This is a genomic window from Paenibacillus sp. FSL H7-0943 (assembly GCF_037963265.1).
GTDB lineage: Bacteria > Bacillota > Bacilli > Paenibacillales > Paenibacillaceae > Paenibacillus_AQ > Paenibacillus_AQ odorifer.
Genome location: NZ_CP150148.1, coordinates 1,242,419 through 1,265,426, shown reverse-complemented (window position 1 = coordinate 1,265,426; position 23,008 = coordinate 1,242,419). Strand labels below are relative to the sequence as shown.

Sequence of the window (23,008 nt, the reverse complement as noted above, 5' to 3'; positions counted from 1 at the left end):
AGAGAGATAGGAGAGTTATACATGGATAAGAAATGGTGGAAAGAAAGCGTAGTGTATCAAATTTACCCCCGCAGCTTCAAAGACAGTAACGGGGATGGCATTGGTGATCTGCAAGGGATTATCTCGAAACTCGATTATCTAAATCATCTTGGTGTCGACGTAGTCTGGTTGTGCCCAGTGTACCAGTCGCCTAATGACGATAACGGTTATGATATCAGTAATTATCAAAGTATTATGGATGATTTCGGAACGCTCTCCGATTGGGAGGAACTGCTAGCTGGACTTCACAGCCGCGGCATGAAGCTGATTATGGACCTTGTGGTCAACCATTCCTCAGATGAACATGCCTGGTTCGTGGAGTCCCGCAAATCGCAGGATAATCCTTATCGTGATTATTATATCTGGCGTCCTGGTAAGGACGGACAGCCGCCTAACGACTGGGGCTCCTTCTTCAGCGGATCGGCTTGGGAATTGGATGAGAAATCGGAAGAATATTACCTCCATCTCTTCTCCAGAAAACAACCAGACCTGAATTGGGACAATCCAAAACTGCGCCAGGAAATCTATGATATGATGACCTGGTGGCTGGATAAAGGAATTGACGGATTCCGCATGGACGTGATCAACCTGATCTCCAAAGTACCGGAATTACCTAGCGTTTCTACGGAAAGTAACGTAGAACAGCCTACTTACCACTTCGGTGGAGACTATTTCGTTAACGGTCCCCGCGTACATGAATATATGCAGGAAATGAACCGTGAGGTGCTATCCAAGTACGATATCATGACAGTGGGCGAAGCTGTTAATGTTACTCCAGAAGAAGCTTCACTGTATGTTTCCGAGGATCGAAACGAGCTGAACATGGTATTCCATTTCGAGCTCATGGATGTCGATTCCGGTGCTGGAGGTAAATGGAATGTACAGCCTTGGAAACTGGCGGACATTAAGTCCATTATTTCCAAGTGGCAAGTTGCACTGGACGGTAAGGGTTGGAACAGCTTGTATATGAACAACCATGATCAGCCGCGTATGTTATCCCGCTTTGGGGATGATAAGCTGTTCCCGAAAGAGTCTGGAAAAATGCTGGCAACACTGCTTCACACACTCCAAGGTACACCTTACATCTATCAAGGTGAAGAAATCGGCATGACAAATGTACAATTTGCTTCCATCGATGACTACAAGGATATTGAAATTCTAAATATGTATAAGGAATACTTGGCTGCCGGTCACTCGGAAGAAAAAATCATGAATTCCATTTACATCAAAGGTCGGGACAATGGCCGTACGCCGATGCAATGGAACTCGGAACCGCAGGCAGGCTTCACCACCGGCACACCGTGGCTGGCTGTGAACCCTAACTACGAAGATATTAATGTGGAGCAGGCTCTGGCAGATCCCGATTCTATTTTCCACTACTATAAGAAGCTAATTGAGCTGCGTAAGCAGCATGAGATTATCGTATACGGAAGTTATACAATTCTGGCTGAGGAGAATGAACAGGTATATGCTTATCTGCGTACTCTTGGAGAAGAACAGCTACTGGTTGTATTGAATTTCTTCGGAGAGCCCGCGACCTTCGAACTTCCTTCTACTGTGAAATTCCAAGCGAAGGAATTGCTTATTGCCAACTACGAAGTAAATCCAGAAGAAGAACTAAACACAATTCAGCTTCGTCCTTATGAAGCTCGTGTGTATAAGCTTAATTAAGTACCCCCTTGCATGAAAAAACAAAAAGGAGCCTCCGGGCTCCTTTCTGCTTTTTCATAAACACTTTTGAGTTATAGACTTACATTTTAAACCGTTCCTTTTACCGGATTGACCTGTACCTGTCCCGCGTTCAATTTCTCAATAATCGCCAGTAAGAAGGTTTCGGCTAGGCTGTTCTTTTTAATCGCTCTGGCGGCTTCTTCCAAGGTAAACCATTCAGCATGATCAACCTCAGTACTCACCTGGCTCAAGTCCTCCGAATCTGCAACACCTATAAAATTCAGCATTAGCGTATTGGATGGTGCGAAGTACAAGCTGCGCATATATTCATAAGCGACAATATCAAGTCCTACCTCTTCTTTTACCTCACGTACGAGAGTCGTTTCCGCATCTTCACCTTTGTTCACGTATCCTGCGAGTAATATATAGTCTGGCCGATTATATTGCTGAATTAATAAAATCTTGTTTTTCTCCCTGTTTAATACTGCTGTACTAATCGCCGTGCTGAAAATAGGGAATCGGAACATTTCACACGCATTGCAATAAGGTACCTGCCCTTCCCCTTCACTTTCTTTCATTACTAACTCTGTCCCACATTCCAGGCAATACTTCAAACTGATCGCTTCCTTCTATTCTAAGTTAGCCTAATTCTACTCCAATTGAGGTGGAATCCGGTGATACGTAGCTTGTTCAAACCCGTATGCTAAGGCTATGAGCGTAGGCTCGCTATAAGCTTTTCCGGAAAAAACAACACCAAAAGGTCCCTTGGTCGAATCCCCATCCGCATCAATAATGCCTTGAGATACATATCCCGCCGGAACGGTAACTAATGGATAACCTAAGCGTGCCGCAATATACATGCCATCTACATCACCAGGCAGCAATAAGGCGTCTAAACTATACTGTTCCAACACATAATCTATTCCTTGTTCAAGCGCTAATTCCTTGTATTCTTGTTTCTTCTCTTGATAGGCTTCTTCAGTTAAAGTTACTTCTTCTGATCTCGTCAGGGTGTCTTGCCCATATCGCAGGGCAATCTCAGCATGTCTTTCATTATAGGCTATCAATTCTTGCAAAGAGTGAATCGGAACGGAATCATCTACTTGTGCTAAATACTGGTTGAGCCCTTTTTTAAATTCATAACAAATCACATCATTATTCCAATTCTGTTGTTCAACATGTACTGTGACAGGATCTATTATGGTAGCCCCTTCATTCTTCAAGGTCAAGATAGCTGCTTCCATAATTGCAGCCTCTCAGCGTCTAAATGCTTATAATAATGCCGTGGAATACCTATTCTTGCTTGTCGTATAAAGCTTTTATCTAAACTTGAAGTATAGTCTGTATAAGCGTATTTTTCGTTTGAAAATGTTGCTGAATCGTTGGCGTCCACTCCGGTTAACGCCCCTAAAATAATTGCCGCATCTGTAACCGTTCTAGCTATAGGCCCAGGGGTATCCTGGCTTACTGAAATGGGAATGACTCCAGTACGGCTCACTAATCCCACCGTAGGTTTGATTCCGACAAGAGCATGTTGGCTGGCTGGACCGACAATAGATCCTGCGGTTTCCGTTCCGATCGCTGCTGCTGCCAGATTCGCTGCTACGGCTGCCGCAGGCCCAGAGCTGGAACCACTGACAAATACCGTCCCAGGTCCATACGGATTCAGTACAAGCCCTCCCCGCGAGCTATATCCCGCAGGCATTGTACTAGACATAAAATTAGACCACTCCGACATATTCGCCTTCCCAAGTAAAATAGCCCCCGCCAATCGAAGCTTGGCCGCTACAAATGAATCTTTTGCCGCAATTGATCCAGCTAAAGCTACAGAACCGGCACTCGTATGCATCTTATCCGCGGTGTCTATATTATCCTTCAATAAAATAGGAATACCGTGCAGGCTCCCGCGGCTCCCTTTTTCTGCTCGTTCTTTATCGAGTGCTCGCGCGATTTGTATAACCTCTGGATTTATTTCTAAAATAGAGTTTATGTCTATATCGTATTTATGGATCCGCTCCAAATATACTTGAACTATATCCTCTGAGGTAATTAAACCTGCTTCCAGAGCCTCTTGCATTTTAATTATATCCGTCTCAATAATCCATTCCTGAAGTTTATTCTTCATACGAATAACTCCTTCCAAAAAAATAAAATTGCCTCTAGTATAAACCTACCACAAAATTTCACCTCAATAATATGGAGAGTTTAACTATAGTTATATTCAGCTATTTGACTCCCTCGGCTACAGATGATAGGGTATTTTCGAAGTTAAATTTTTCCGGGAGGGAACACCCATGACGGAAGTAAAGCTTAGTATTGGATACGACGAATTCGAAGAAGGTCAAAGAATTGGCGAAGCAATTGAGAAGTTAAGCAGCAGCCCTGAAGGTGCGTCGCTGACCAGCCTAATTATCGGTGATTGGGGGCAAGCCTACGAGAATAGCTCGGAAGAGGTTGTAGAGGCACTGGTTACGCATAGCGCCAGCTTCCCTGCTTTACGCAAGCTTTTTATTGGTGAGATGGGCTATGAGGAATGCGAGATTTCATGGATTACCCAAAGCGATCTATCACCGCTGCTCCCTGCTTTTCCAGAATTACAATCACTCACGATTCAAGGCGGGAATGAGCTGAGCCTCTCAGAGCTAAAGCATGACAAGCTGGAGGAACTGATAATTATTAGTGGCGGCTTAAGTAAAGCCGTACTTGAAAATATTGCAGCCAGCCAATTGCCGAATTTACGCAAGCTGGAACTATATCTTGGCGTAGATAACTACGGCTTTGACGGAAGCCTCGCAGATATTCTACCTCTTATAGAAGTAGGAAAGTTCCCTAAACTTACCTATCTGGGATTAAAAAATAGCGAAATACAAGATGAAATCGCCGGTGCAGTAGCAAATGCGCCTATCTTAGATCAGCTGGATACGCTAGATCTATCTCTGGGTACCCTCAGCGACGAAGGTGCTGAATTGCTTCTTGCCAGCGAGAGAATCAAGGGACTAAAAGCATTGAATCTAAGCCATCATTTTATGTCCGACGAGATGATCAGCCGGTGGCAGCAGAGTGGATTACCTGTCGATGTCAGCGACAAACAGGAAAGCGATGATGAGGAAGACTGGCGTTATCCTTCCATCACAGAGTGAGCCCCCTATGCGGCCGATGATCGTTATCGGTATTCCTGGGGATAAACGGACTAGCGGCATTCAGCAAGCACGTTCCGATCTCGGAATGCCACCTGCCATCATTTTATCGTACGCTGAATTTCTGCATGGCCAATTGTTAGGTGATCTGCTGGAAGTGCAGAAGCAGCAGTTATCCAGCCAGCCGGCTGTTTATAACGGAATAGATCTCAGTACGGCTCCCCCGCTGCTGAGATTGGAATCGCCTGGCAGCAGCTTTGAAGTAGAACGTGCCTTAATCGCTCTTGGCGCACCTGATGCCGTTGATGTTGACGATTCGCTGCATCCCTACGCTGAAAGACCTGATCCGCGCCCACTCCGTGTGAAGGTAGCCCATCAATTGAAGGAGATGCAGGGTGTCCTGCATCATCCTTCGCAATGGTTCCGCGGTTATTGCCGCATGCTGGCTAGACTACAGCGCGAAGCCAAAGAGGTTTGTCCAGGCTCGCTATGGTTAAATGACCCCGCTGACATTGCGGCCATGACCGATAAACGGCGGGCACAACAGATTCTGAGTGAGGCAGGCATCCCTATTCCTCGTCCATTAGGCGAGGAACAGCAGCCTACCGACTATGCCTCTCTCCGTGAGATGATGATCTCCCGGCGAATGCACCGGGTATTCATTAAGCTAGCCTTCGGCTCTGCCGCTTCCGGGGTGATCGCCTATCAGCTCCATCCCGTTACAGGTGCCGAAATTGCCTTAACTACAGTGGGGGTCGAGAATTACATCACCCGACCGCCCATTTACTATAATTCCGGTAAACTGCGGCGATACACAGATACCGCCACGATCTCCGGCATTATTAACTGGATTTATCGGCATGGTGGTTATGCCGAGCAATGGATCCCTAAGATCGGCCATAACGGCAAAGCCTTCGATATCCGCCAGCTCGTGGTTCTCCGTGAGGCCTGTCATACAATTGCTCGTGTAAGTTCCACCCCAATTACGAATCTGCATTTACGCAGCCAGCGGATGTCTCCTTCAGAAGCCGGTTTATCAGAATTCATACAGGAGCAGGTACGAAATACCGCGTTGCAAGCGCTGGCGGCATTTCCCCGTTCTGGAGTTGCCGGGATAGACGTGCTGATATCTGGAGGATCGCAGCAGTGTTTTGTCGCCGATGTTAATCCTTTTGGCGATTTGCTGTACGATGTGAAATACCGTGGCTGCAGCACCTACGAATGGGAAATGAAGGTATTGACCGCCAGAGACTATATTACTCATCCCTCAACACCGCTTATAAAGGAAGGATCCTCTTAATGGATATGAACACTATCGTTGGCACCCATGACATTCTAATGATCACACTTGATACCCTTCGATACGATGCAGCTACTATGGAGGAAGCGAACTGCCCGAACCTGTGCGGAACGGGATCCTGGGAGAAAAGACATACTCCCGGCAGCTTTACTTATGCGGCCCATCACGCTTTTTTCGGCGGCTTCTTGCCTACTCCAGCTACAACGGATAAGACTGAGCATATCCGTATGTTCCATTCCCGAAATACCGGAATGAAGACGCATCCTCATACATGGCTGTTCGATACGCCGGATATCGTGTCAGGACTTGCTGCCGAGGGCTATCGCACGGTTTGTATTGGAGGTGTTATTTTTTTCACCAAAAAAAATCCACTCGCTCGTGTGTTGCCAAGCTATTTCCAGCAAAGCTACTGGCGGATGACCTTCGGTGTGACCAATCCGCGTTCCACAGAGCATCAGGTGAACCATGCCTTGAAGCTGCTAAAGGATACTCCTAGCGAGCAAAGATTGTTTATGTTCCTCAACGTCTCTGCCATTCACGGACCAAATCATTATTTTGTACCTGGTGCTAAAAAAGACTCCGTAGACAGCCAGCGCGCCGCTCTTCGTTATGTGGACGGTGAACTGGGCCGGTTGTTCGATGCGTTCCGGGAACGCGGCAATCCGGTCTTCTGCCTGGCTTTTTCAGATCATGGAACCGCTTATGGGGAAGATGGCTATCAGGGGCATCGCCTTGCCCACGAGACGGTATGGAACGTCCCTTATCGAGAGTTTATTTTATAATATTTATAACAAGGAAAGGATGGAGAACTGATATGACGTTATCGTCCTTCTCTTTAGAAGAGCTTCACAAGTGGAAAGACAGCATTACTGCTCACCCTTACCGTTCTTATCTGTATTCCTATCCACACAAAACGGCTTACAGCGATTTGCAGCCTCCGATGCCGCTAGAAACACTCTGGCGTGATGAGCCTGCGGAATCTTTCTTTCTATATATGCATATTCCGTTTTGTGGCGCACGCTGCGGATTCTGCAACCTATTTACCCTGCCTGATAAACGCGCAAATGTTCATGCCACATACGTGGATGCCCTGGAACGCCAAGCAAAGCAATGGGCGGAATTCACCAGACATAAACCTTATGCGCGTTTTGCGATCGGCGGTGGAACTCCCACCCTGCTGGCAGCAGATCAGCTCCGCCGCTTGTTCCACATTGCCGTTGATACGATGGGACTGGACACAAATACAGCCTCCATCTCAGTAGAAACTTCACCGGAGACGATTACCGAAGAGAAGCTGAATATTCTAAAAGAGTATACGGTGGATCGGGTCAGCATGGGCATCCAAAGTTTTGTCGCTGCTGAATCGGCGGCCATCTATCGCCCACAAAATCCGGATGAGGTATATCGGGCACTAGAGCTGCTGGGGAAATATGATTTTCCCATACTGAATTTAGATCTGATCTACGGGCTTCCGGGGCAGACGGTCGACTCTTGGCTATATTCGCTCAATCAAGCGATCAGCTTTGAGCCAGAGGAAATTTTCATCTATCCGCTCTACACCCGTGAGCATACGATTGTGAAGCCTGGTGATATCCAGCGTCAGGACGATATTCGCCTAGATTGCTACAAAGCCGCTGGGCAGCTGCTTAGAGCGAGAGGATATCGCCAATACTCCATGCGTCGTTTCGCCAAGGAAGACGCAGGAACAGCTAAACCCATTCTCGATTATAGCTGCCAAGAAGAAGGAATGGTCGGATTGGGCTGCGGAGCAAGATCCTACACCCGCCATGTGCATTACGCTTCCCGTTATGGGGTAAGCCGTAAAGCAACCGAGAGCATTATTGCTGATTACGTTGCGACGGATCGTTACGATACTGCGGATTACGGGATTGTGCTGAGTCTTGAAGAACAGAAACGCCGCTTTATTCTGAAGGCGATTCTACATAGCGAAGGGCTGAAGCTTGAAGATTACAGCCAGCGTTTCGGTCAATCGCTCTGGAGCGATTATCCTGAGCTGTCCAACCTGCTTCATTCCGGTCTTGGGCAGGAGGAAGATGGCATCCTGCGCCTTACCACCGAAGGGATGGGTTACTCTGATTCGATTGGGGATTGGTTTATTTCTGGGGAGATCCGAGAGCAGATGGAAAGGTTCGTATTGCCATGAATGCGGTCCTCTACTACCGCGGTTCCCTCACGTCCTGCAACTATGATTGCCCCTATTGTCCTTTTGGCAAAACAAGAGACAGCGCAGCTACGCTCGCCAAGGACCGCCAGGGGCTGGAAGCCTTTGTAGCGTGGGCCTCTGAGCAAGGTGCGGCAGGTCATCGGCTTTCTATATTTTTTAATCCCTATGGCGAAGGGCTAATTCATCGCTGGTACAAAGAAGCAATGATTGCCCTCTCCAATATGGACCATGTAGAGAAGGTAGCGATTCAGACCAACCTATCTGCCAACCTGGGTTTCATCTCCCAGCTGAATCGTAAAAAAGTGGCCTTTTGGGCCACCTACCACCCCGGACAAGTGCGGGAGGATAAATTTCTGGCGCAATGTTTGACTTTATATGAGAACGACGTTCCATTTAGTGTGGGAAGCGTTGGAATACGCAGCGCTTTTTCAGCGATAGCTTCACTTCGTTCTGCGTTACCAGAGAACGTGTACTTATGGGTCAATGCTTACAAAGATAAACCTGATTATTATACAGCTGAGGATTTTGTCTTCCTTAGCGAGATTGATCCACATTTTTCTGTGAATGCTATGGATTATGAAAGCCTTGGCCAAGCCTGCAATGCAGGAAAAGATGTTTTTTACGTACAGGGCGCTGGGCTTGTGAAACGCTGCTATAAGGACAGAGGTGTCATAGGCAATCTTTACCGTGATGGGCTAGAGGGTCTCTCTGCGGTTAGAAGCTGCCGAATGAAGGTATGCGATTGTTATATCGGTTATATTCATATGCCCGAGCTGAAGCTGCGGAGCATCTATGAAGCTGGACTTTTGGAACGAATCCCTTATGGCGCTATGAACAACTGAATTAGAATTCCAGACAGGGTTTCTTTACTCTCTGTGGAATATGACAAGTAGCCCCCATCTATAGGGGCATAGCAAACACTAAAGTTGGAGGGACAATAACTTATGAACAACATCATTAATTTTGCGCATCGTGGAGCGTCGGCAGTGTGTCCAGAAAATACTATGGCAGCATTTCGCAAAGGTCTTGAGCTGGGTGCAACCGGAATAGAAACTGATGTACAAATGACCAAGGATGGCGGCCTAGTCCTCATTCATGATGAAACTCTAAACCGCACGACAAGCGGAACCGGCTATGTGAAGGATCATACACTCGCAGAACTGCTGGAAGTGGACGCAGGCTCATGGTTCGGACCTGAATTCAAAGATGAGCGCCTTCCATTGCTGGAAGATTTATTAGATCTGCTGCAAGGTAGAGATACCATACTAAATATCGAGCTTAAAAATGGCACTTTTTTATATCCGGGCATGGAGGAAAAAGTGATCGCGGCCGTACGGGATTTCAAGATGAGCGATCGCGTCATTTTTTCGAGCTTCAACCATTATTCACTAGCTTACTGTCAGTCGCTGGCACCGGAGATCAGAACAGGAATTCTGTACGGGGAAGGCCTGTATCGTCCTTGGGATTATGCAGCTACACTTGGAGCGACTGCGTTGCATGCGTATCATTTTGCGGTACTGCCTGAATTCGTCGAAGAAGCGGCGAAGCATGGCGTTGTCTACCATCCTTGGACCGTTAACGATCCCGAGCGGATGAAATATTTAATTGAAGCTGGTGTATCAGGCATTATTACCGATCATCCAGACGTACTCGCTGGACTTCTGGCTGACAAGGGAGTGTGATGGTGTGAAAAAAGTCTGGCTGCTCGGATTCGGCTTTTTCAGCATCAGCATTACATGGAGTCTGTATAACGCATTTGTACCTTTTTTCCTCGAAAAATATGTACATAGTGTAGCCCTAATCAGCTTCATGATGACGATTGATAATTACTTCGCCTTATTCTTGCAGCCTTGGATCGGTAATCGGAGTGACCGCACGACCTCGCGTTTTGGACGCAGAATGCCTTATCTTATGATCGGTATGCCCTTCGCTGCCGTGCTGACTATGCTGATTCCGTTTCATACCGGACTATTTACACTGCTTTTATTTATGATGCTGATGAATCTAGCCATGAGTTTATACCGTTCCCCTACCGTCGCTCTCATGCCCGACATAACACCTGAAGAGCAGCGTACAAAGGCTAACGGATTAATTAATTTCATGGGTGGATTCGGATCAATTCTGGCTTTTGGCGTGGGTTCGATCCTCTATAAATCAAATCCTGCGCTGCCATTTCTCGTTGCTGGACTGATTACCCTGTTATGTCTATTTATCGTATCGCGCTTCATCAAAGAAAAACGGGATGGTGTGAATATAAGCCCTACGCTTCTATCCGATACAGCGGGGAGCCCTTCTGCGACGATAGTTAAGCCTTCCAGAGTCTCCTTTCGCGGCCAGCTGGATCGTACTACAGTCTTTCTACTGGCAGCGATTTTCTTCTGGTTTGTAGCTTATCAAGGGGTCGAAACCTTGTTTACATTGTATGGCAAAAACCATCTGGGCCTCAGTGAACAAGCAGCCTCCTTCTCCCTTACCTTCTTCTCCCTTGCCTTTGTGCTGTTCGCTATTCCGAGCGGTTGGCTGGGTGGGCGATTCGGGAAAAAGAAGATCATTATCATCGGCGTATGTGGCCTGATGACGGTCTTTGCGCTTGTTGGGTTTGCACAGGACCTGCTGGTGCTTCGAGCGTTACTCCTGACAGGAGGAATCTTCTGGGCTTGTATCAACATCAACTCTTATCCTTATGTTGTTGCAACGGGAACTGAGGAGAGTATCGGTACTCGAACAGGGATGTATTATTTGGTCTCTTCACTGGCAGCGATCAGCTCGCCACCTTTGCTGGGGCTAATGATTGATATTTTTGATTACTCCATCCTGTTCTATGTAGCAGCGATTAGTATGGCGGTTGCCCTGCTCTGCCTCTTCTTGATGAAGGGACGCAAGCAAGTCCCCCACAAGTTTCACACACCGGGAGCCTAAAAAAAAGCGTCAGCCTTAGACATCTATTTATGTCCAGGGCTGACGCTTATATTTTACACTTAACAAACTAATTTTTATAAACTGAATAACGACCTGTACCCAGCTGTTTGGCGGTGTACATCGCTGTATCTGCTTCGTGCAGCAGCCTGAAATGATCCACCTTGCCATGACTAATGCTGATGCCTATGCTCGCAGATACAAAGAGGTTGTGCTCTCCCAGCTGATAATGTCTGGTCGTCTTCTCCAGAATCTGCACCGCTAACTGCTCCGCTTCCTTCTGATTGCAGCCTTTAGCTACAATCACAAATTCATCACCGCCTATACGGAAAATATGGCGTTTTCTTTTGCTGGAGAATTGACTTAACCTTCCTCCCACCTCTTGCAGCAGTAAATCGCCCACATGATGTCCTAAGCTGTCATTGATTGATTTGAACCGGTTCAAATCCATAAACAATACGGCTAGTTGCTCATTTACTTTGCAGCGATCCCAAAAGTGATCCATTCCATTCTTGTTTAACAGCCCTGTTAAGCCATCCTTATAGGCAAGTTCCTTAAGCTGCTCTCTTTCCGCCAAAACAAGGTTCAGCCGTGTAAGCAAAAACATTAAAACAGCTATCGTAAGCGCGTATATCAATAACGGAGTGAAAATCGCCCCATTGACCTCTATAGTTTCTTCTAAGGATTTTTTGCCTAGCTGATGCATTGCCCACAATCCAACGACAATAGTTATAATGGAAAGGCCCGTGTAAACTGCTCTTTGTTTTGGTTCCTTACTAGCAGCATCCCGGTAAAATCTCATTACTAAATAACCTACAACCCCTGCGATGATAATGGACATTAACGTTTGTAAATAAATCTGAACCTCTACCACCTTTAATTCGCACATCCTTCTGAACTACAAATAATTAGCTTACTGTACTGCGATACCAATATATAAAAAAGCTCTGAACATTATCTGAACACTTACTCTTTCTCCAAATGCCGCGCACAATTATATAACTCGCAGTTCCATGAGCCATCCGATTCGGATTTTGTTATTCGCGTAATTGACGTATTGTTCAATAATACTGTGCCGTCCAGTTCTGGAAGTAGTCTTCTAAGGCTACTGCGTAAAATTGCACCATGGCTAACGATCAGAATATGACTGCCTGGATGTCTCGCCGCAATTTCTTCAATGACTTCGCTGCCTCTGAGCTCGCTGGCTTCTGGAGTTTCCAAACCCAAATCTAACGTCTTCCAATCGGTTCCCCATCGTTCAATCCGCTCTTGCTGCGTAGTTCCTTCAATAAGTCCCGCATACATCTCTCGAATGCCCGGCGCTAAACCCGTGATCTCAAGGCCTAATCTTTCTGCAATAACCTCTGCCGTTTGCCGCGCTCTGAGTAAATCACTTGAATATATGTAATCCCATTGTTCTGTGCTAAGACGTTCAGCCAGTAGTTGTGCCTGTTGCAGGCCTTCAGCATCCAATGAATTATCCGTATGCCCTTGCACTCTGCCTTCTTTATTCCACGCGGTACTTCCATGGCGAATTAAACCTATTGTAGTCATAAAAATCTCCTTTTAGCTATTGAGTCTAGTGGCAGTTGTGATGCTGGTTATGGTGCTAGTTATAGTGCTAATCTCAGTGCAATTTCAGTGCTAATATAAATAATATAATCTATATTCTATCAGATTCACCCTATGAACATTTAAAAATAAAGGTTATCCAAGTTTTTGAACATGAGGTATAATAAACCTTGTCGTTTTTTACAACAGCTACAAGATAAGGAGTAATTGTTTATGATGAAAAAGCTAGGGTCCACTCTGTTTCTTACCTTCTTACTGCTCGTTCCGCTTGTCGCCACTTGCCCATCCACTGTTGGTGCAACACCAGTTCCTAAAAACACCGTCTATGTGGACAAGAATAACCATTCATACATACCACTGCGTCTCTTAAATAGCTTCACTGGTATACAGTCTGTATGGAATCCTAACGAAAAACGTATAAGCATTACGAATGCAGACACCACCATAACGCTTACATTAGGTCAAACCGCTGCGCTCGTCAATGAAAAGTCGGTTACACTAACTGATCTTGCTTTCAGTGATAATGGCACGGTATATATCCCGTTGTCTTTTATCAGCACAACGCTTGGCATTCAATTAACTTGGGATAAGGAAGCCTCTTCATTAACCCTTAAGAGTAATGATATTGCAACCACTGTTCCTGTACAGTCCGGCGCACTAATCAAAGCGGATTCTTCACCAGTTGTCAGCGCTAGTAAAACCTTCAAAGTTGGCGGCAGATCCTTCAAAGCCCAGACGGTTACAGTGTCCCTGCTGCATCCTAAGGTGAAACTTGATGTCGTACTGGCTGGAAATACGGTCGGAAAAGTGGAGGACCTAAGCAGTCTGGCTAAACGTAATAATGCCGTAGTTGCGATTAACGGAACATTTTTTGATGCCTATACAAAAGGAGCATACAAAGCTCCATACGGGTACATTGTCAGCGGCGGAAAAATGCTTAAAAATAGCTCCGGGGATCGCCGGACGATTTTTACCTATGACAGCAACCATCTGGCGTCACTGATTCCTGGGCTGGAATTCACAAGCCGCTTCGCTTCCGGTTCTATGGAAGGAGCTCTTCAAGCCGGCCCGCGTCTTCTTGTGAACGGCAAGGTATCCCTAAATGTCGCGGCAGAAGGCTTCAAAGATCCAAAAATCTTAACCGGCGGCGGAGCCCGCAGCGCGCTCGGATTAACACGCGACCATAAGCTCATTCTACTGACCACTGGTGGAGCCACCATCCCACAGCTGGCAGAAATGATGAAGCAAGCTGGAGCGTATCAAGCCATGAATCTGGATGGTGGTGCATCCAGCGGGCTCTACTACAACGGCAAATATCTTACGTCCCCTGGGCGTCAGATCAGCAATGCAATTGTAGTCAAATATCAATAAAATCTCTGGGCCAGACGGCTAGTTGCGAGTGCTGAGCTTTGTGATTTGGCTCGGCTCAGCTACTGCTCGGCTTCGGCTACTAAGAATATACGATTCTATTGTACAAAGTGCAATCAGAGGCAGTTTGCAGCGCATAATTGCTATGGCGGTATGATTGCTGTGCGACGTATGAGATTACTGTGCAGCATATGATTGCCGAGCTCAAACCCAAAAATCCCCTTGATGACTTACCCATCAAGGGGATTTTTCATAAAACGTTGCCAGTTTAGATACTGCTGACAGATCCAATGTTAGGGGCAGCCGGTGCAACTTAATCCGTGTGACCTGAATATTCCCACACCTGCAACCAAACTTCTGTAGTAAAGCCCAATTTCTCGTAGAAAGGCTGCATCGAACCTACGTAAACTTTACTAGCTCCGAGTTGTTTTAAACGGTTAAATCCTTCGTGTAGAACCGCCCGTCCCAGTCCCAGCTTTCGATAATTAATGGATGTGCCTACAGGCTCCAGAGCACCAATTCTATTGCTGCTGTCCCAAAAAATATTACAAAAGGAAACCACTTCGCCCGCGTCATTCACAACGCTAAGATCGAGCTGCGGATTATAGCTTGGAGCGTTACTCATATTCCCATAATGTAGCAGCGTGAGCTCTGCCTCCGCCGTTTCTGCATAGTCGAAGGCCATGATATGTCCGAGCGCTTTTGCAGTAACCTCGATCTCATCTCCGCTGCATATTCTAAAGCCAGAGGGGAGCTCCACAGGAAATTCCTTATCCAATCGCAAGGAGTTTACGCTTTCCTTACCACCCGTTTGATGATACCCCCTCTTACGAGCAACCTCCGCCGCAGAGGTCATATTCTCCGGTATTGGCACATACAGCTCTACGTAACCACCGTTCTCTTCCTCAGCTTTTTGTTCAGCAAAAGCAAACATTTCTTCAAGTAATTTTTCCGGAGGATTCATCTCAGCACACTGAAAATAGAACCCATCGTCCCTGCACACTACAGCTGCAAGCTCTCCATTGTCATACTCCCATAAGCCCACTTTTTGTTCCCACTGCTCCAGCGTTCCACTTCTCGTCTCCTGAAAAAAAATAACAAATTCCCAGCGGTCTATAAGCCAGGTATTTGGAGTCTTTAGCTTACTGTAACTTTGTATAAGAAAATGACGTACCTTTAGCAGATCTTCAGAACGGTAGCTTCTAAAATTAATGTTCATTTTCCACGCCCCTCTCTTTAATTTCATATTAAGGGAGATGTAAAAATGAAGCATATATCATAATTAGTTATTATTATTTTATACTACCGAATATGATCCGTACGTTCACAAAACAAACATTTCTTGAGTGAAAATTATGCGCTCCACGCATCCGTTAACTGCATTTAGTGCAACTATTTCCTCAGAATGCTCCTTCAAAAGATAGTTAGTTGTATTTCGTGCAGTTAAATTTCTGGTTTTCCTTTAATTGCACCGAATTCACCCTTTTTAGTTGCACAGAGTGCAATTAAATGGATTCTAGGGACTATTTACGGAGAAATAAGTGTACAAAGTGCAATTAGAGAAAGTTTTGGAGTGGGCGATCTTCTTCCGGAGGAAATAGTCACTGATCAAGCTTTTTCAAGCGATAATTATGAGCTCCACGCATCCGTTAACTGCATTTAGTGCAACTATTCCTCAGAAAGTTACTTAAAAAGATAGTTAGTTGTATTTCGTGCAGTTAAATTTCCGGTTTTCCTTTAATTCCACTAGATTCACCCTTTATAGTTGCACGAAGTGCAATTAAATGGCTTATAATGACCAACTACGCAGAAATAAGTGTACAAAGTGCAATTAGAGTAAGTTTTGGAGTGGGCGATCTTTTTCCGGAGGAAATAGTCACTGATCAAGCTTTTTCAAGCGATAATTATGAGCTCCACGCATCCGTTAACTGCATTTAGTGCAACTATTTCCTCAGAATGTTACTTAAAAAAATAGTTAGTTGTATTTCGTGCAGTTAAATTTCTGGTTTTCCTTTAATTCCACTAGATTCACCCTTTTTAGCTGCACGAAGTGCAACTAAATGGCGCGATAATTATGAGCTCCACGCATCCGTTAACTGCATTTAGTGCAACTATTCCTCAGAATGCTCCTTCAAAAGTTAGTTTAGTTGTATTTCGTGCAGTTAAATTTCCGGTTTTCCTTTAATTGCACCGAATTCACCCTTTTTAGCTGCACGAAGTGCAACTAAACGGCTTCTAGGGACTATCTACGCAGAAATAAGTGTACAAAGTGCAATTAAGTCTGGATAATCCGCTTGAGCGAAATCTGGATTGCTTAGAGCTAGATCAGCTAAAGCTAGATCAGCTAGAGCTAGGCCAGCTACAGCTAGGTCAGCTAGAGCTAGATCAGCTAGGCTTAGATCAGCCAAATTCCCCTTCGGTAAGTCTAGCTAGATTCTTACGTTGACCACGAATAAGAGTACTCTTTTTGCATAATTTTCCTTGTCCATGTTACTGTATAACTGAACAAAGGAGTGAAAATATGGAGACGATTCTAATCATAGAGGACGATGCCAAGCTGGCAAGCTTGCTGAGCACGTACCTATCGAAATATGGGTTCCATACAATTATTGTAGAAGATTTCAACAGGGTACTGGAGACTTTTAATGAAAGCTCGGCTGACCTTATCTTACTGGACGTCAATCTGCCTAAATACGATGGGTTCTACTGGTGCCGCCAGATTCGTACCCTCTCACTCTGCCCGATTCTGTTCATTTCTGCACGGGATAGTGGAATGGATCAGGTGATGGCGCTTGAGAATGGCGGGGACGATTATATCACTAAGCCTTTTCACTATGAGGTTGTACTTGCCAAAATCCGCAGCCACATACGTAGAGCATACGGTTCATACTCACAGACTCAAGAAGAGAATAAACTCCAATCTGGAGGTTTAATCCTCTATCCTGAACGATATATGATCCACTACGACGGGCACACGAGTGAGCTAACCCAGAAGGAAGCGGTTCTACTGGAAGCTTTACTGCTTAAGGAAGGACGAGTGGTTAACCGGGAGCGTCTGCTCGATCTCATGTGGAAGGATCAGCATTTCATAGATGACAATACATTAAATGTCTACATAACCCGTGTCCGCAAAAAGCTCAAGGATCTCGGTCTTGGCGACATTGTGGAAACCGTAAGAGGCGCTGGCTATCGGCTTAATGTTTCTAAGGATACGCCATGAGGCTTTTTTGGAGAGACCAGATCTCACTGATCCTATTCTATCTGCTTCAGATGCTGCTTATCCCTTTGCTGTATTGGCTGTCTGGTGAGAACAGACCGATCTCTATCATGCTTTATGGAATCGCCTTGAGTACCGTAGTTCTACTGCTATATCTAGGCTACCGATACGTTCAGCACCGGAGATTGTATGCAGCATTAAGCGAACCTATGGACAGGCTCCAAAAACATCTTGTTTCCTTAGGAGACACTCCTCTTTCAGAAGCTATCCATGAGTTATTGCAGCTGATTGACCGCCAGTATCAGGAGCAAGTGAATGCGCATGCGCGCCAGATGGATCAGCATATCGTATTCATGAATCGCTGGGTTCATCAAATGAAGACCCCGCTCTCTGTAATTCAGCTTACGCTAAAGGATCTTGAAGAGGAGGCTGCCGCAAGTATTCAGGAGGAACTGGAACGTCTGCGCAGAGGGCTGGAGATGGTTATCTACACTTCAAGACTTGACCGATTTGAAAATGATTTTCAAGTTGAACCGTTACTTCTGCGCAAAACCGTTAGTGAGGCGGTAGCCGAAAATCGCAGACTATTCATACGCCGGGGTATAAAAGTAGATGTACAGGTGGATGCCAATCTCGCGGTATATAGCGATGCTAAATGGTTAATGTTTATGCTGGCCCAAATCTTAACCAATGCCGTAAACTATACCTCCGGTACTGGCAAGACCGTTACCCTCTCAGCTCAGCGTGTAGGCACCGACACGATTCTGGATATTACCGATCAAGGGATCGGCATTTCTCCTGAGGATCTGAAGCGGGTCTTTAATCCCTACTTTACGGGTGACCGCGGACGACATTATCATGAATCGACGGGGATGGGACTGTATCTCGTCCGGGAGATTTGCAACAGGCTCGAACACAAGGTGGATATTCAGTCCCGGCTCGGGGAAGGAACCCGCGTGCGACTTATTTTTAGCAACAGTGATCATCTACAGAAATAATATTGAGGGGACTTCGTCGTCATTATTCATGGCTTTGAAGCCTCCTTCTTCTTTATAGGCTACTTATCTCTCAACCCATTCTCCACAAGGAGAAAGGCGAACATAACCTTAACGTCTCTGTAAGGAAACCTTAAGGTAAATCCATAGCAGCTAATCTCTCGATCTTATAAATTATATACATAACCCATTCCCCGAATAAGGCGGATGAAATCATTTTTGTATTGGAAGGAATGAATGATATGAACGTATTGGAAGTCAAAGGACTTCATAAGGTATACCCCGGCAAAATAGTGACCCAAGCCCTCACCGATATTCATCTTAATATTGAAAAAGGTGAATTTGTCGGAATTATGGGACCGTCTGGTAGCGGTAAAACAACACTGCTCAATATGGTATCCACAATCGACCAGCCGTCCTCTGGCGAAGTGAATATCAATGGCAGCAACCCTTATCTTTTGAATAAAAAAGAGCTCGCCCACTTTCGCCGAAAACAGCTAGGCTTTGTGTTTCAGGACTTCAACCTGCTTGAGACGTTAACCGTCGCCGAAAATATTGTGCTGCCCCTGACTTTGGATAACCGTAAGCTCTCACAGATGGAGATCTTGCTTCAAAGAGTCGCTGAACGCTTAAACATTACCGATATTCTGAGCAAACGCACCTATGAAATTTCAGGGGGACAACGTCAGCGGACCGCAATTGCCCGGGCGATCATCACCTCTCCTTCGATTATATTGGCCGATGAGCCTACGGGTGCGCTTGACTCCAATTCTTCGCGGATGGTGATGGAATCGCTGGAGGATATTAACCACAAAGAAGGCACCACGCTAATGCTCGTAACACATGATCCACTGGCAGCGAGCTACTGCAACCGAATTGTTTTTATAAAAGACGGCAAACTAGCAGCGGAAATTCACCGGGGAGATAACCGTCAGGCCTTCTTCCAAAAGATTATCGATACACTTTCGTTCTGGGGAGGGAATAGTCATGAACTTTCCTCAATTCGCGTTTAATAACGTACGCCGTAATTCGCGCGCTTATTTTGCTTTTTTCTTAAGCAGTGCTTTTATGGTCATGATCTTTTTCTCTTATTCAGTCTTTATTTATCACCCTAGTATTACCAACATCGCGCTGGGTGCGAATTCAGCCTCCGGCATGCAAATTGCTTCTTACATTGTGTTTATCTTTGCGTTCTTTTTCGTACTATATTCGATTAGTGCGTTTCTGAAAATGCGTAATCTGGAGTTCGGCATACTGATGATTTTAGGCGCACGCCCTGGCCAGATCAACAAGCTGATTCTTATAGAAAACATGCTGATCGGACTGCTCTCTATAGTAACAGGTGTGTCTTTCGGCATGCTTTTATCCAAGTTATTCTTGCTGCTAAGCACGACAATTATGGGCATGGAGCCACTGCCCTTTTATTGGCCAATGAAGGCGTTAATGATTACTTCTATCTCTTTCATTTCATTATTTCTAGTCATTTCGATCTTCACATTATTGTTCATTCGTAAACATCAAGTTCTTGAACTGCTTAAGGGAAATGTTAAACCTAAAAAAGAACCCCGTGTCTCCTTGTTGTTCTCGCTCTTTGGGCTTCTACTGTTGACCGTCGGCGCTCTCGCGATTCGGAAGCAATTGTCCCCGTCCTCACTGTTAGTCGCCGCTGTCACAGGTATCGCTGGAACCTACTTTTTCTACTCTCAGTTATCTGTATTGGGCATTCGCCTACTAAAACTAAGACGCAAACGGTTATGGCGCGGAACCAATCTGCTGTGGATTTCCGAGATGAGTTATAAGATTAAAGACAATGCAAGAATGCTGTTCCTTGTAACTGTGGTTACCTCGCTTGCCTGTATGGCTTCGGGAATTCTTTTATCGATTAATCAAGCGAACTCAGACCTCTATAAAAAATCCCCATTCGCTGTGAGTTATACGATTTATGATCCGAAGGATGAAACACCAGATTTAGAGCCCATTCACACTAAATTAAAGAATGCTAAAGTCGAGTATACAGAGAATAAAGTAGATCTAATCTCTGCTTCCATTCAAGGAATCGATAAGGAAATAATACTTGGAATTGATCTGATCTCCCGCTCACAGTTCAATCAACTGGGCTTACAGATGGATGTGTCCGAGGTTGGACCCTTGTCTGAAAAAGAATCTGTATTACTGCTGAACCCACATATGGATTCACAGAATTATGCTGCTAATCGAGCGATTCATTTGAAGGTTCAAAAAGATGAGGAACTGATGTTAAAAGAATTACGAACACCAAAGGTACATCCAGTAGATCCAATGGCCACCTCACTTCTAATCGTAGATGACAACTTATATCATAAGATTTCTAATTCAACAGAGAAGTACACGAGACCTTATGTGAAATATCTATACAAAATCCCTGCATGGGACGGTCCTACACCTAATGACAGCTCAGCTGAAGCTGTTGTCACCAGAGACCTTATCCAATGGAATAAAGCCGCTAACAAGGCTAACCATCAATACAGCTCTATACTGGGATCGCGAGCAGACAGCTATCTATCGACCAAACAAGGGGCCGCCATGCTTAGCTTTATAGGGATTTTTATCGCACTGATCTTCTCGCTTTCATCGGCCAGCTTTCTCTTTTTTAAACTTCATACTGAGCTCAACACAGATAAGCAAATGTATAATGCTTTGTCCAAAATCGGTTTAAGTACTAAAGAAATGTCAGCTTCTGCTACCAAACAGATTTCTGTGCTTTTCTATATTCCGATTATTATTGCCACCATTCAGACCCTTGTCGTGATACGCCCGATACTGAAACAGATTAATATCACAAATGTAACTGTGCCCGTCCTTACTACATCTGCTGTATTTCTGGTTGTGCAAACTATCTATTTCCTTATTGCGAGATCACGTTACATTCATAGTCTCAAGAAAATAATGGTGTAACGATATGTCGAAAAGAATCGTAACCCTGGATGTACTTCGCGGCTTGGAACTTATGGCAGCACCAAAAGGTTCTCTAGCTGATCAATAGGCAATTTGCTATAGTTAGTGAACTATTACTAATTAATGAAGCAAGGAGGTTCCTGATTTATGTCCAAGGCTGATCACATGATATCCATTCTCTGGATGCTCAAGCAACGGGGAAGAACCGCCGGGGAACTAGCAGAAGCGCTAGAGATCAGTGTCCGCTCTGTCTATCGTTACATCGACGCGTTATGCATCAGTGGCGTACCCATTATCGCGGATAGTGGACCTGGTGGTGGCTATAGCCTTCCGGAGCATTTTTCCGAGGTCCCGTTATTCTTTGACTCCGACGAACAACGTTCCCTCCTGCAAGCCGCCTCCTTTGCGCGGGGAACTGGATATCCTTATGTAGAAGCTCTAGATCAAGCAATCGCCAAACTGAAACGATACAGCAATGCGCAGCAATTAGAACAGATGGAGCGTCATGAGTGCGGGATAGAAACCATCCACTCCCCTGCTGCGCCGCTTCCCCAACTACTGCAAGAGCTTGAATTAGCGACGGCGAACGGACATACCCTCCAGATGGAATATCGGAAGGGAAACGGGGAGACGATTTCTTCCCGCGCTATTGATCCTTATGGACTTGTCCTGTGGAAAGGGCAATGGTACACCGTTGCTTATTGCCATCAGAGGCAAGAAATTCGGTCTTTCCGAGTCGATAGAATAACTGAACTGCACCGCACAGAAGCTCTGTTTGCCCGTCCTGCTGACTTCTCTGCACGGGATTTTTTATTAAAAAGCTTGCTGCCCACACCAAATACTCCAGAGAAACTCATAGCAGTAGTCATCGCCGCCGATGAAGGAATCCTGAACGATCTATGCAGTCATTGGCTGTTTGGACATACGCTGGTCCAGCGCATTGACGGACAAGCCCGTTTTCAAGTCGATGAGACCTCCTTACTGACTTATGCGCCTTACTTCTTGTTGCCTTATGGATCAACACTACGAATCCTAGAGCCTTTAGCTCTGAAACAAAAGCTGTCCGCTATAGCTACCGATCTGGCAGCTTATTATAAGACTTAAAATGATTATTTTAGGATCACTGACCGTAGTTGTCAGTGATCCTTTTGTATAGTGTAAATAAGTCTAAGGGAATAAATGATTGTACAAACCAAGGAGGAATAAGGAATGAAAGAACTTCACTATGAATTTTATATTGGCGGAACACCTGAGCAGGTATGGGAGACTTTGATCTCTCCCGAAGGTACTAAACAGATTTACTACGGGAGCGTAATCCAATCAACTTTTAAAGAAGGTGAATTGCTTGAATATGTTGGTCCCGGTGCAGATGGCGATGAAACGATACATGTATATGGGACTCTGCTGGAGTTCACTCCACAAAAAGCGTTTCGTTTCACGCATAAGGTCGGCCCCTCCTATCATAAGGGTACAGAAAGATATGAATCGCGTATATCTTGGCTGCTTGAACCGGTGGGTGGAACTACTAAGCTTACGCTTATCCACGATGAATGGCATCCTGATGATCCTTCATATGCTGGCAGTATCAACGCCTGGTGGCAGGTTCTGAGTAATATTAAAACCTTGGTCGAGACCGGACGTACACTTGATTTTGGCAGCTGGTCGTAATTTTTA

The 23,008-nt window shown here is 45.4% G+C and carries 22 protein-coding genes; 16 read left to right on the top strand and 6 right to left on the bottom strand.

All coding sequences use genetic code 11. The features are described 5' to 3' along the window. Positions 1-21 precede the first annotated feature (21 nt). Positions 22-1,710, top strand: coding sequence for an alpha-glucosidase (locus tag NSQ55_RS05465; protein ID WP_076186774.1), 1,689 nt, complete (start codon positions 22-24; stop codon positions 1,708-1,710). An 86-nt stretch (positions 1,711-1,796) separates the two neighbouring features. Here NSQ55_RS05465 and NSQ55_RS05460 read toward each other — a convergent pair whose 3' ends face one another. The 3 genes from NSQ55_RS05460 to NSQ55_RS05450 are packed head-to-tail and all read right to left on the bottom strand — an operon-like array spanning position 1,797 to position 3,835. Next, positions 1,797-2,324: an NUDIX domain-containing protein gene (locus NSQ55_RS05460; protein ID WP_076186776.1), complete on the bottom strand. Its 528-nt coding sequence runs from the start codon at positions 2,322-2,324 to the stop codon at positions 1,797-1,799. A gap of 36 nt (positions 2,325-2,360) precedes the next feature. After that, positions 2,361-2,954: a hypothetical protein gene (locus NSQ55_RS05455; protein WP_339171811.1), complete on the bottom strand. Its 594-nt coding sequence runs from the start codon at positions 2,952-2,954 to the stop codon at positions 2,361-2,363. Further along, a complete protein-coding gene (locus NSQ55_RS05450; RefSeq protein ID WP_339171809.1) occupies positions 2,936-3,835 on the bottom strand; it encodes an amidase family protein in 900 nt (299 codons plus the stop codon). Before NSQ55_RS05450 ends, NSQ55_RS05455 begins: the two co-directional genes overlap by 19 nt. 169 nt (positions 3,836-4,004) lie before the next feature. Here NSQ55_RS05450 and NSQ55_RS05445 point away from each other — a divergent pair, with 169 nt between their 5' ends. The 7 genes from NSQ55_RS05445 (at position 4,005) to NSQ55_RS05415 (ending at position 11,251) form a co-directional block, all read left to right on the top strand. Then, entirely contained in the window at positions 4,005-4,850 is an 846-nt protein-coding gene (locus NSQ55_RS05445) for an STM4015 family protein (RefSeq protein WP_076129565.1), read from the top strand. Between the two features lie 7 nt (positions 4,851-4,857). Continuing rightward, entirely contained in the window at positions 4,858-6,147 is a 1,290-nt protein-coding gene (locus NSQ55_RS05440) for an STM4014 family protein (RefSeq protein ID WP_339171807.1), read from the top strand. Continuing rightward, positions 6,147-6,929 carry an STM4013/SEN3800 family hydrolase gene (locus NSQ55_RS05435; RefSeq protein WP_076129567.1) on the top strand — a complete coding sequence of 261 codons (783 nt, stop codon included), beginning with the start codon at positions 6,147-6,149 and terminating at the stop codon, positions 6,927-6,929. The genes NSQ55_RS05440 and NSQ55_RS05435 overlap by 1 nt, the downstream gene beginning before the upstream one ends. A 32-nt stretch (positions 6,930-6,961) precedes the next feature. Further along, entirely contained in the window at positions 6,962-8,311 is a 1,350-nt protein-coding gene (locus tag NSQ55_RS05430; protein ID WP_339171802.1) for an STM4012 family radical SAM protein, read from the top strand. Beyond that, the gene (locus NSQ55_RS05425; RefSeq protein ID WP_076186782.1) at positions 8,308-9,174 is read left to right on the top strand and encodes an STM4011 family radical SAM protein; all 867 of its coding nucleotides are present in this window, start codon (positions 8,308-8,310) and stop codon (positions 9,172-9,174) included. Before NSQ55_RS05430 ends, NSQ55_RS05425 begins: the two co-directional genes overlap by 4 nt. A 102-nt stretch (positions 9,175-9,276) precedes the next feature. Further along, positions 9,277-10,014: a glycerophosphodiester phosphodiesterase gene (locus tag NSQ55_RS05420; protein WP_339171797.1), complete on the top strand. Its 738-nt coding sequence runs from the start codon at positions 9,277-9,279 to the stop codon at positions 10,012-10,014. A 4-nt stretch (positions 10,015-10,018) separates the two neighbouring features. Then, positions 10,019-11,251, top strand: a complete 1,233-nt coding sequence (locus tag NSQ55_RS05415; protein ID WP_248547896.1) for an SLC45 family MFS transporter — start codon at positions 10,019-10,021, stop codon at positions 11,249-11,251. Positions 11,252-11,318: 67 nt separating this feature from the next. On the opposite strand, the gene NSQ55_RS05410 is transcribed toward NSQ55_RS05415, so the two are convergent. Together NSQ55_RS05410 and NSQ55_RS05405 are read right to left on the bottom strand one after the other, a co-directional pair. Next, complete coding sequence (locus NSQ55_RS05410) at positions 11,319-12,137, bottom strand: GGDEF domain-containing protein (protein ID WP_081392000.1); 819 nt, start codon at positions 12,135-12,137, stop codon at positions 11,319-11,321. A gap of 77 nt (positions 12,138-12,214) precedes the next feature. After that, on the bottom strand, positions 12,215-12,802 hold the full coding sequence (locus tag NSQ55_RS05405; RefSeq protein WP_038568983.1) for a histidine phosphatase family protein: 588 nt from the start codon (positions 12,800-12,802) through the stop codon (positions 12,215-12,217). Between the two features lie 234 nt (positions 12,803-13,036). Between NSQ55_RS05405 and NSQ55_RS05400 the strand changes: the two genes are divergently transcribed. Further along, positions 13,037-14,191, top strand: coding sequence for a phosphodiester glycosidase family protein (locus tag NSQ55_RS05400; RefSeq protein WP_076219736.1), 1,155 nt, complete (start codon positions 13,037-13,039; stop codon positions 14,189-14,191). Positions 14,192-14,501: 310 nt separating this feature from the next. Here NSQ55_RS05400 and NSQ55_RS05395 read toward each other — a convergent pair whose 3' ends face one another. Continuing rightward, entirely contained in the window at positions 14,502-15,407 is a 906-nt protein-coding gene (locus NSQ55_RS05395; protein ID WP_339171790.1) for a GNAT family N-acetyltransferase, read from the bottom strand. Between the two features lie 1,041 nt (positions 15,408-16,448). Here NSQ55_RS05395 and NSQ55_RS05390 point away from each other — a divergent pair. From NSQ55_RS05390 to NSQ55_RS05360, 7 genes are all read left to right on the top strand, one after another. Further along, a complete protein-coding gene (locus tag NSQ55_RS05390) occupies positions 16,449-16,634 on the top strand; it encodes a hypothetical protein (protein ID WP_339171787.1) in 186 nt (61 codons plus the stop codon). A gap of 75 nt (positions 16,635-16,709) precedes the next feature. Continuing rightward, positions 16,710-17,408 (top strand): response regulator transcription factor, encoded by a 699-nt coding sequence (locus NSQ55_RS05385; protein ID WP_339171784.1) that lies wholly within the window; start codon positions 16,710-16,712, stop codon positions 17,406-17,408. Continuing rightward, complete coding sequence (locus NSQ55_RS05380; protein WP_339171781.1) at positions 17,405-18,403, top strand: sensor histidine kinase; 999 nt, start codon at positions 17,405-17,407, stop codon at positions 18,401-18,403. The genes NSQ55_RS05385 and NSQ55_RS05380 overlap by 4 nt, the downstream gene beginning before the upstream one ends. Positions 18,404-18,642: 239 nt before the next feature. Further along, on the top strand, positions 18,643-19,413 hold the full coding sequence (locus tag NSQ55_RS05375) for an ABC transporter ATP-binding protein (protein ID WP_036679832.1): 771 nt from the start codon (positions 18,643-18,645) through the stop codon (positions 19,411-19,413). Next, on the top strand, positions 19,388-21,334 hold the full coding sequence (locus tag NSQ55_RS05370; protein ID WP_076280459.1) for an ABC transporter permease: 1,947 nt from the start codon (positions 19,388-19,390) through the stop codon (positions 21,332-21,334). The genes NSQ55_RS05375 and NSQ55_RS05370 overlap by 26 nt, the downstream gene beginning before the upstream one ends. A gap of 147 nt (positions 21,335-21,481) precedes the next feature. Next, a complete protein-coding gene (locus tag NSQ55_RS05365; protein ID WP_076187324.1) occupies positions 21,482-22,438 on the top strand; it encodes a YafY family protein in 957 nt (318 codons plus the stop codon). A gap of 105 nt (positions 22,439-22,543) precedes the next feature. Further along, positions 22,544-23,002 (top strand): SRPBCC domain-containing protein, encoded by a 459-nt coding sequence (locus NSQ55_RS05360; protein WP_076104700.1) that lies wholly within the window; start codon positions 22,544-22,546, stop codon positions 23,000-23,002. The last annotated feature ends 6 nt before the right edge of the window (positions 23,003-23,008 follow it).

Excerpts from the sequence above, each read along its gene's own strand:
- NSQ55_RS05405 (WP_038568983.1), bottom strand. The coding sequence starts at position 12,802 with ATGACTACAATAGGTTTAATTCGCCATGGAAGTACCGCGTGGAATAAA.
- NSQ55_RS05385 (WP_339171784.1), top strand. The coding sequence starts at position 16,710 with ATGGAGACGATTCTAATCATAGAGGACGATGCCAAGCTGGCAAGCTTG.
- NSQ55_RS05395 (WP_339171790.1), bottom strand. The coding sequence starts at position 15,407 with ATGAACATTAATTTTAGAAGCTACCGTTCTGAAGATCTGCTAAAGGTA.
- NSQ55_RS05445 (WP_076129565.1), top strand. The coding sequence starts at position 4,005 with ATGACGGAAGTAAAGCTTAGTATTGGATACGACGAATTCGAAGAAGGT.
- NSQ55_RS05370 (WP_076280459.1), top strand. The coding sequence starts at position 19,388 with ATGAACTTTCCTCAATTCGCGTTTAATAACGTACGCCGTAATTCGCGC.
- NSQ55_RS05450 (WP_339171809.1), bottom strand. The coding sequence starts at position 3,835 with ATGAAGAATAAACTTCAGGAATGGATTATTGAGACGGATATAATTAAA.
- NSQ55_RS05360 (WP_076104700.1), top strand. The coding sequence starts at position 22,544 with ATGAAAGAACTTCACTATGAATTTTATATTGGCGGAACACCTGAGCAG.
- NSQ55_RS05440 (WP_339171807.1), top strand. The coding sequence starts at position 4,858 with ATGCGGCCGATGATCGTTATCGGTATTCCTGGGGATAAACGGACTAGC.
- NSQ55_RS05420 (WP_339171797.1), top strand. The coding sequence starts at position 9,277 with ATGAACAACATCATTAATTTTGCGCATCGTGGAGCGTCGGCAGTGTGT.
- NSQ55_RS05465 (WP_076186774.1), top strand. The coding sequence starts at position 22 with ATGGATAAGAAATGGTGGAAAGAAAGCGTAGTGTATCAAATTTACCCC.
- NSQ55_RS05410 (WP_081392000.1), bottom strand. The coding sequence starts at position 12,137 with ATGTGCGAATTAAAGGTGGTAGAGGTTCAGATTTATTTACAAACGTTA.
- NSQ55_RS05430 (WP_339171802.1), top strand. The coding sequence starts at position 6,962 with ATGACGTTATCGTCCTTCTCTTTAGAAGAGCTTCACAAGTGGAAAGAC.
- NSQ55_RS05375 (WP_036679832.1), top strand. The coding sequence starts at position 18,643 with ATGAACGTATTGGAAGTCAAAGGACTTCATAAGGTATACCCCGGCAAA.
- NSQ55_RS05435 (WP_076129567.1), top strand. The coding sequence starts at position 6,147 with ATGGATATGAACACTATCGTTGGCACCCATGACATTCTAATGATCACA.
- NSQ55_RS05380 (WP_339171781.1), top strand. The coding sequence starts at position 17,405 with ATGAGGCTTTTTTGGAGAGACCAGATCTCACTGATCCTATTCTATCTG.
- NSQ55_RS05400 (WP_076219736.1), top strand. The coding sequence starts at position 13,037 with ATGAAAAAGCTAGGGTCCACTCTGTTTCTTACCTTCTTACTGCTCGTT.
- NSQ55_RS05365 (WP_076187324.1), top strand. The coding sequence starts at position 21,482 with ATGTCCAAGGCTGATCACATGATATCCATTCTCTGGATGCTCAAGCAA.
- NSQ55_RS05425 (WP_076186782.1), top strand. The coding sequence starts at position 8,308 with ATGAATGCGGTCCTCTACTACCGCGGTTCCCTCACGTCCTGCAACTAT.
- NSQ55_RS05455 (WP_339171811.1), bottom strand. The coding sequence starts at position 2,954 with ATGGAAGCAGCTATCTTGACCTTGAAGAATGAAGGGGCTACCATAATA.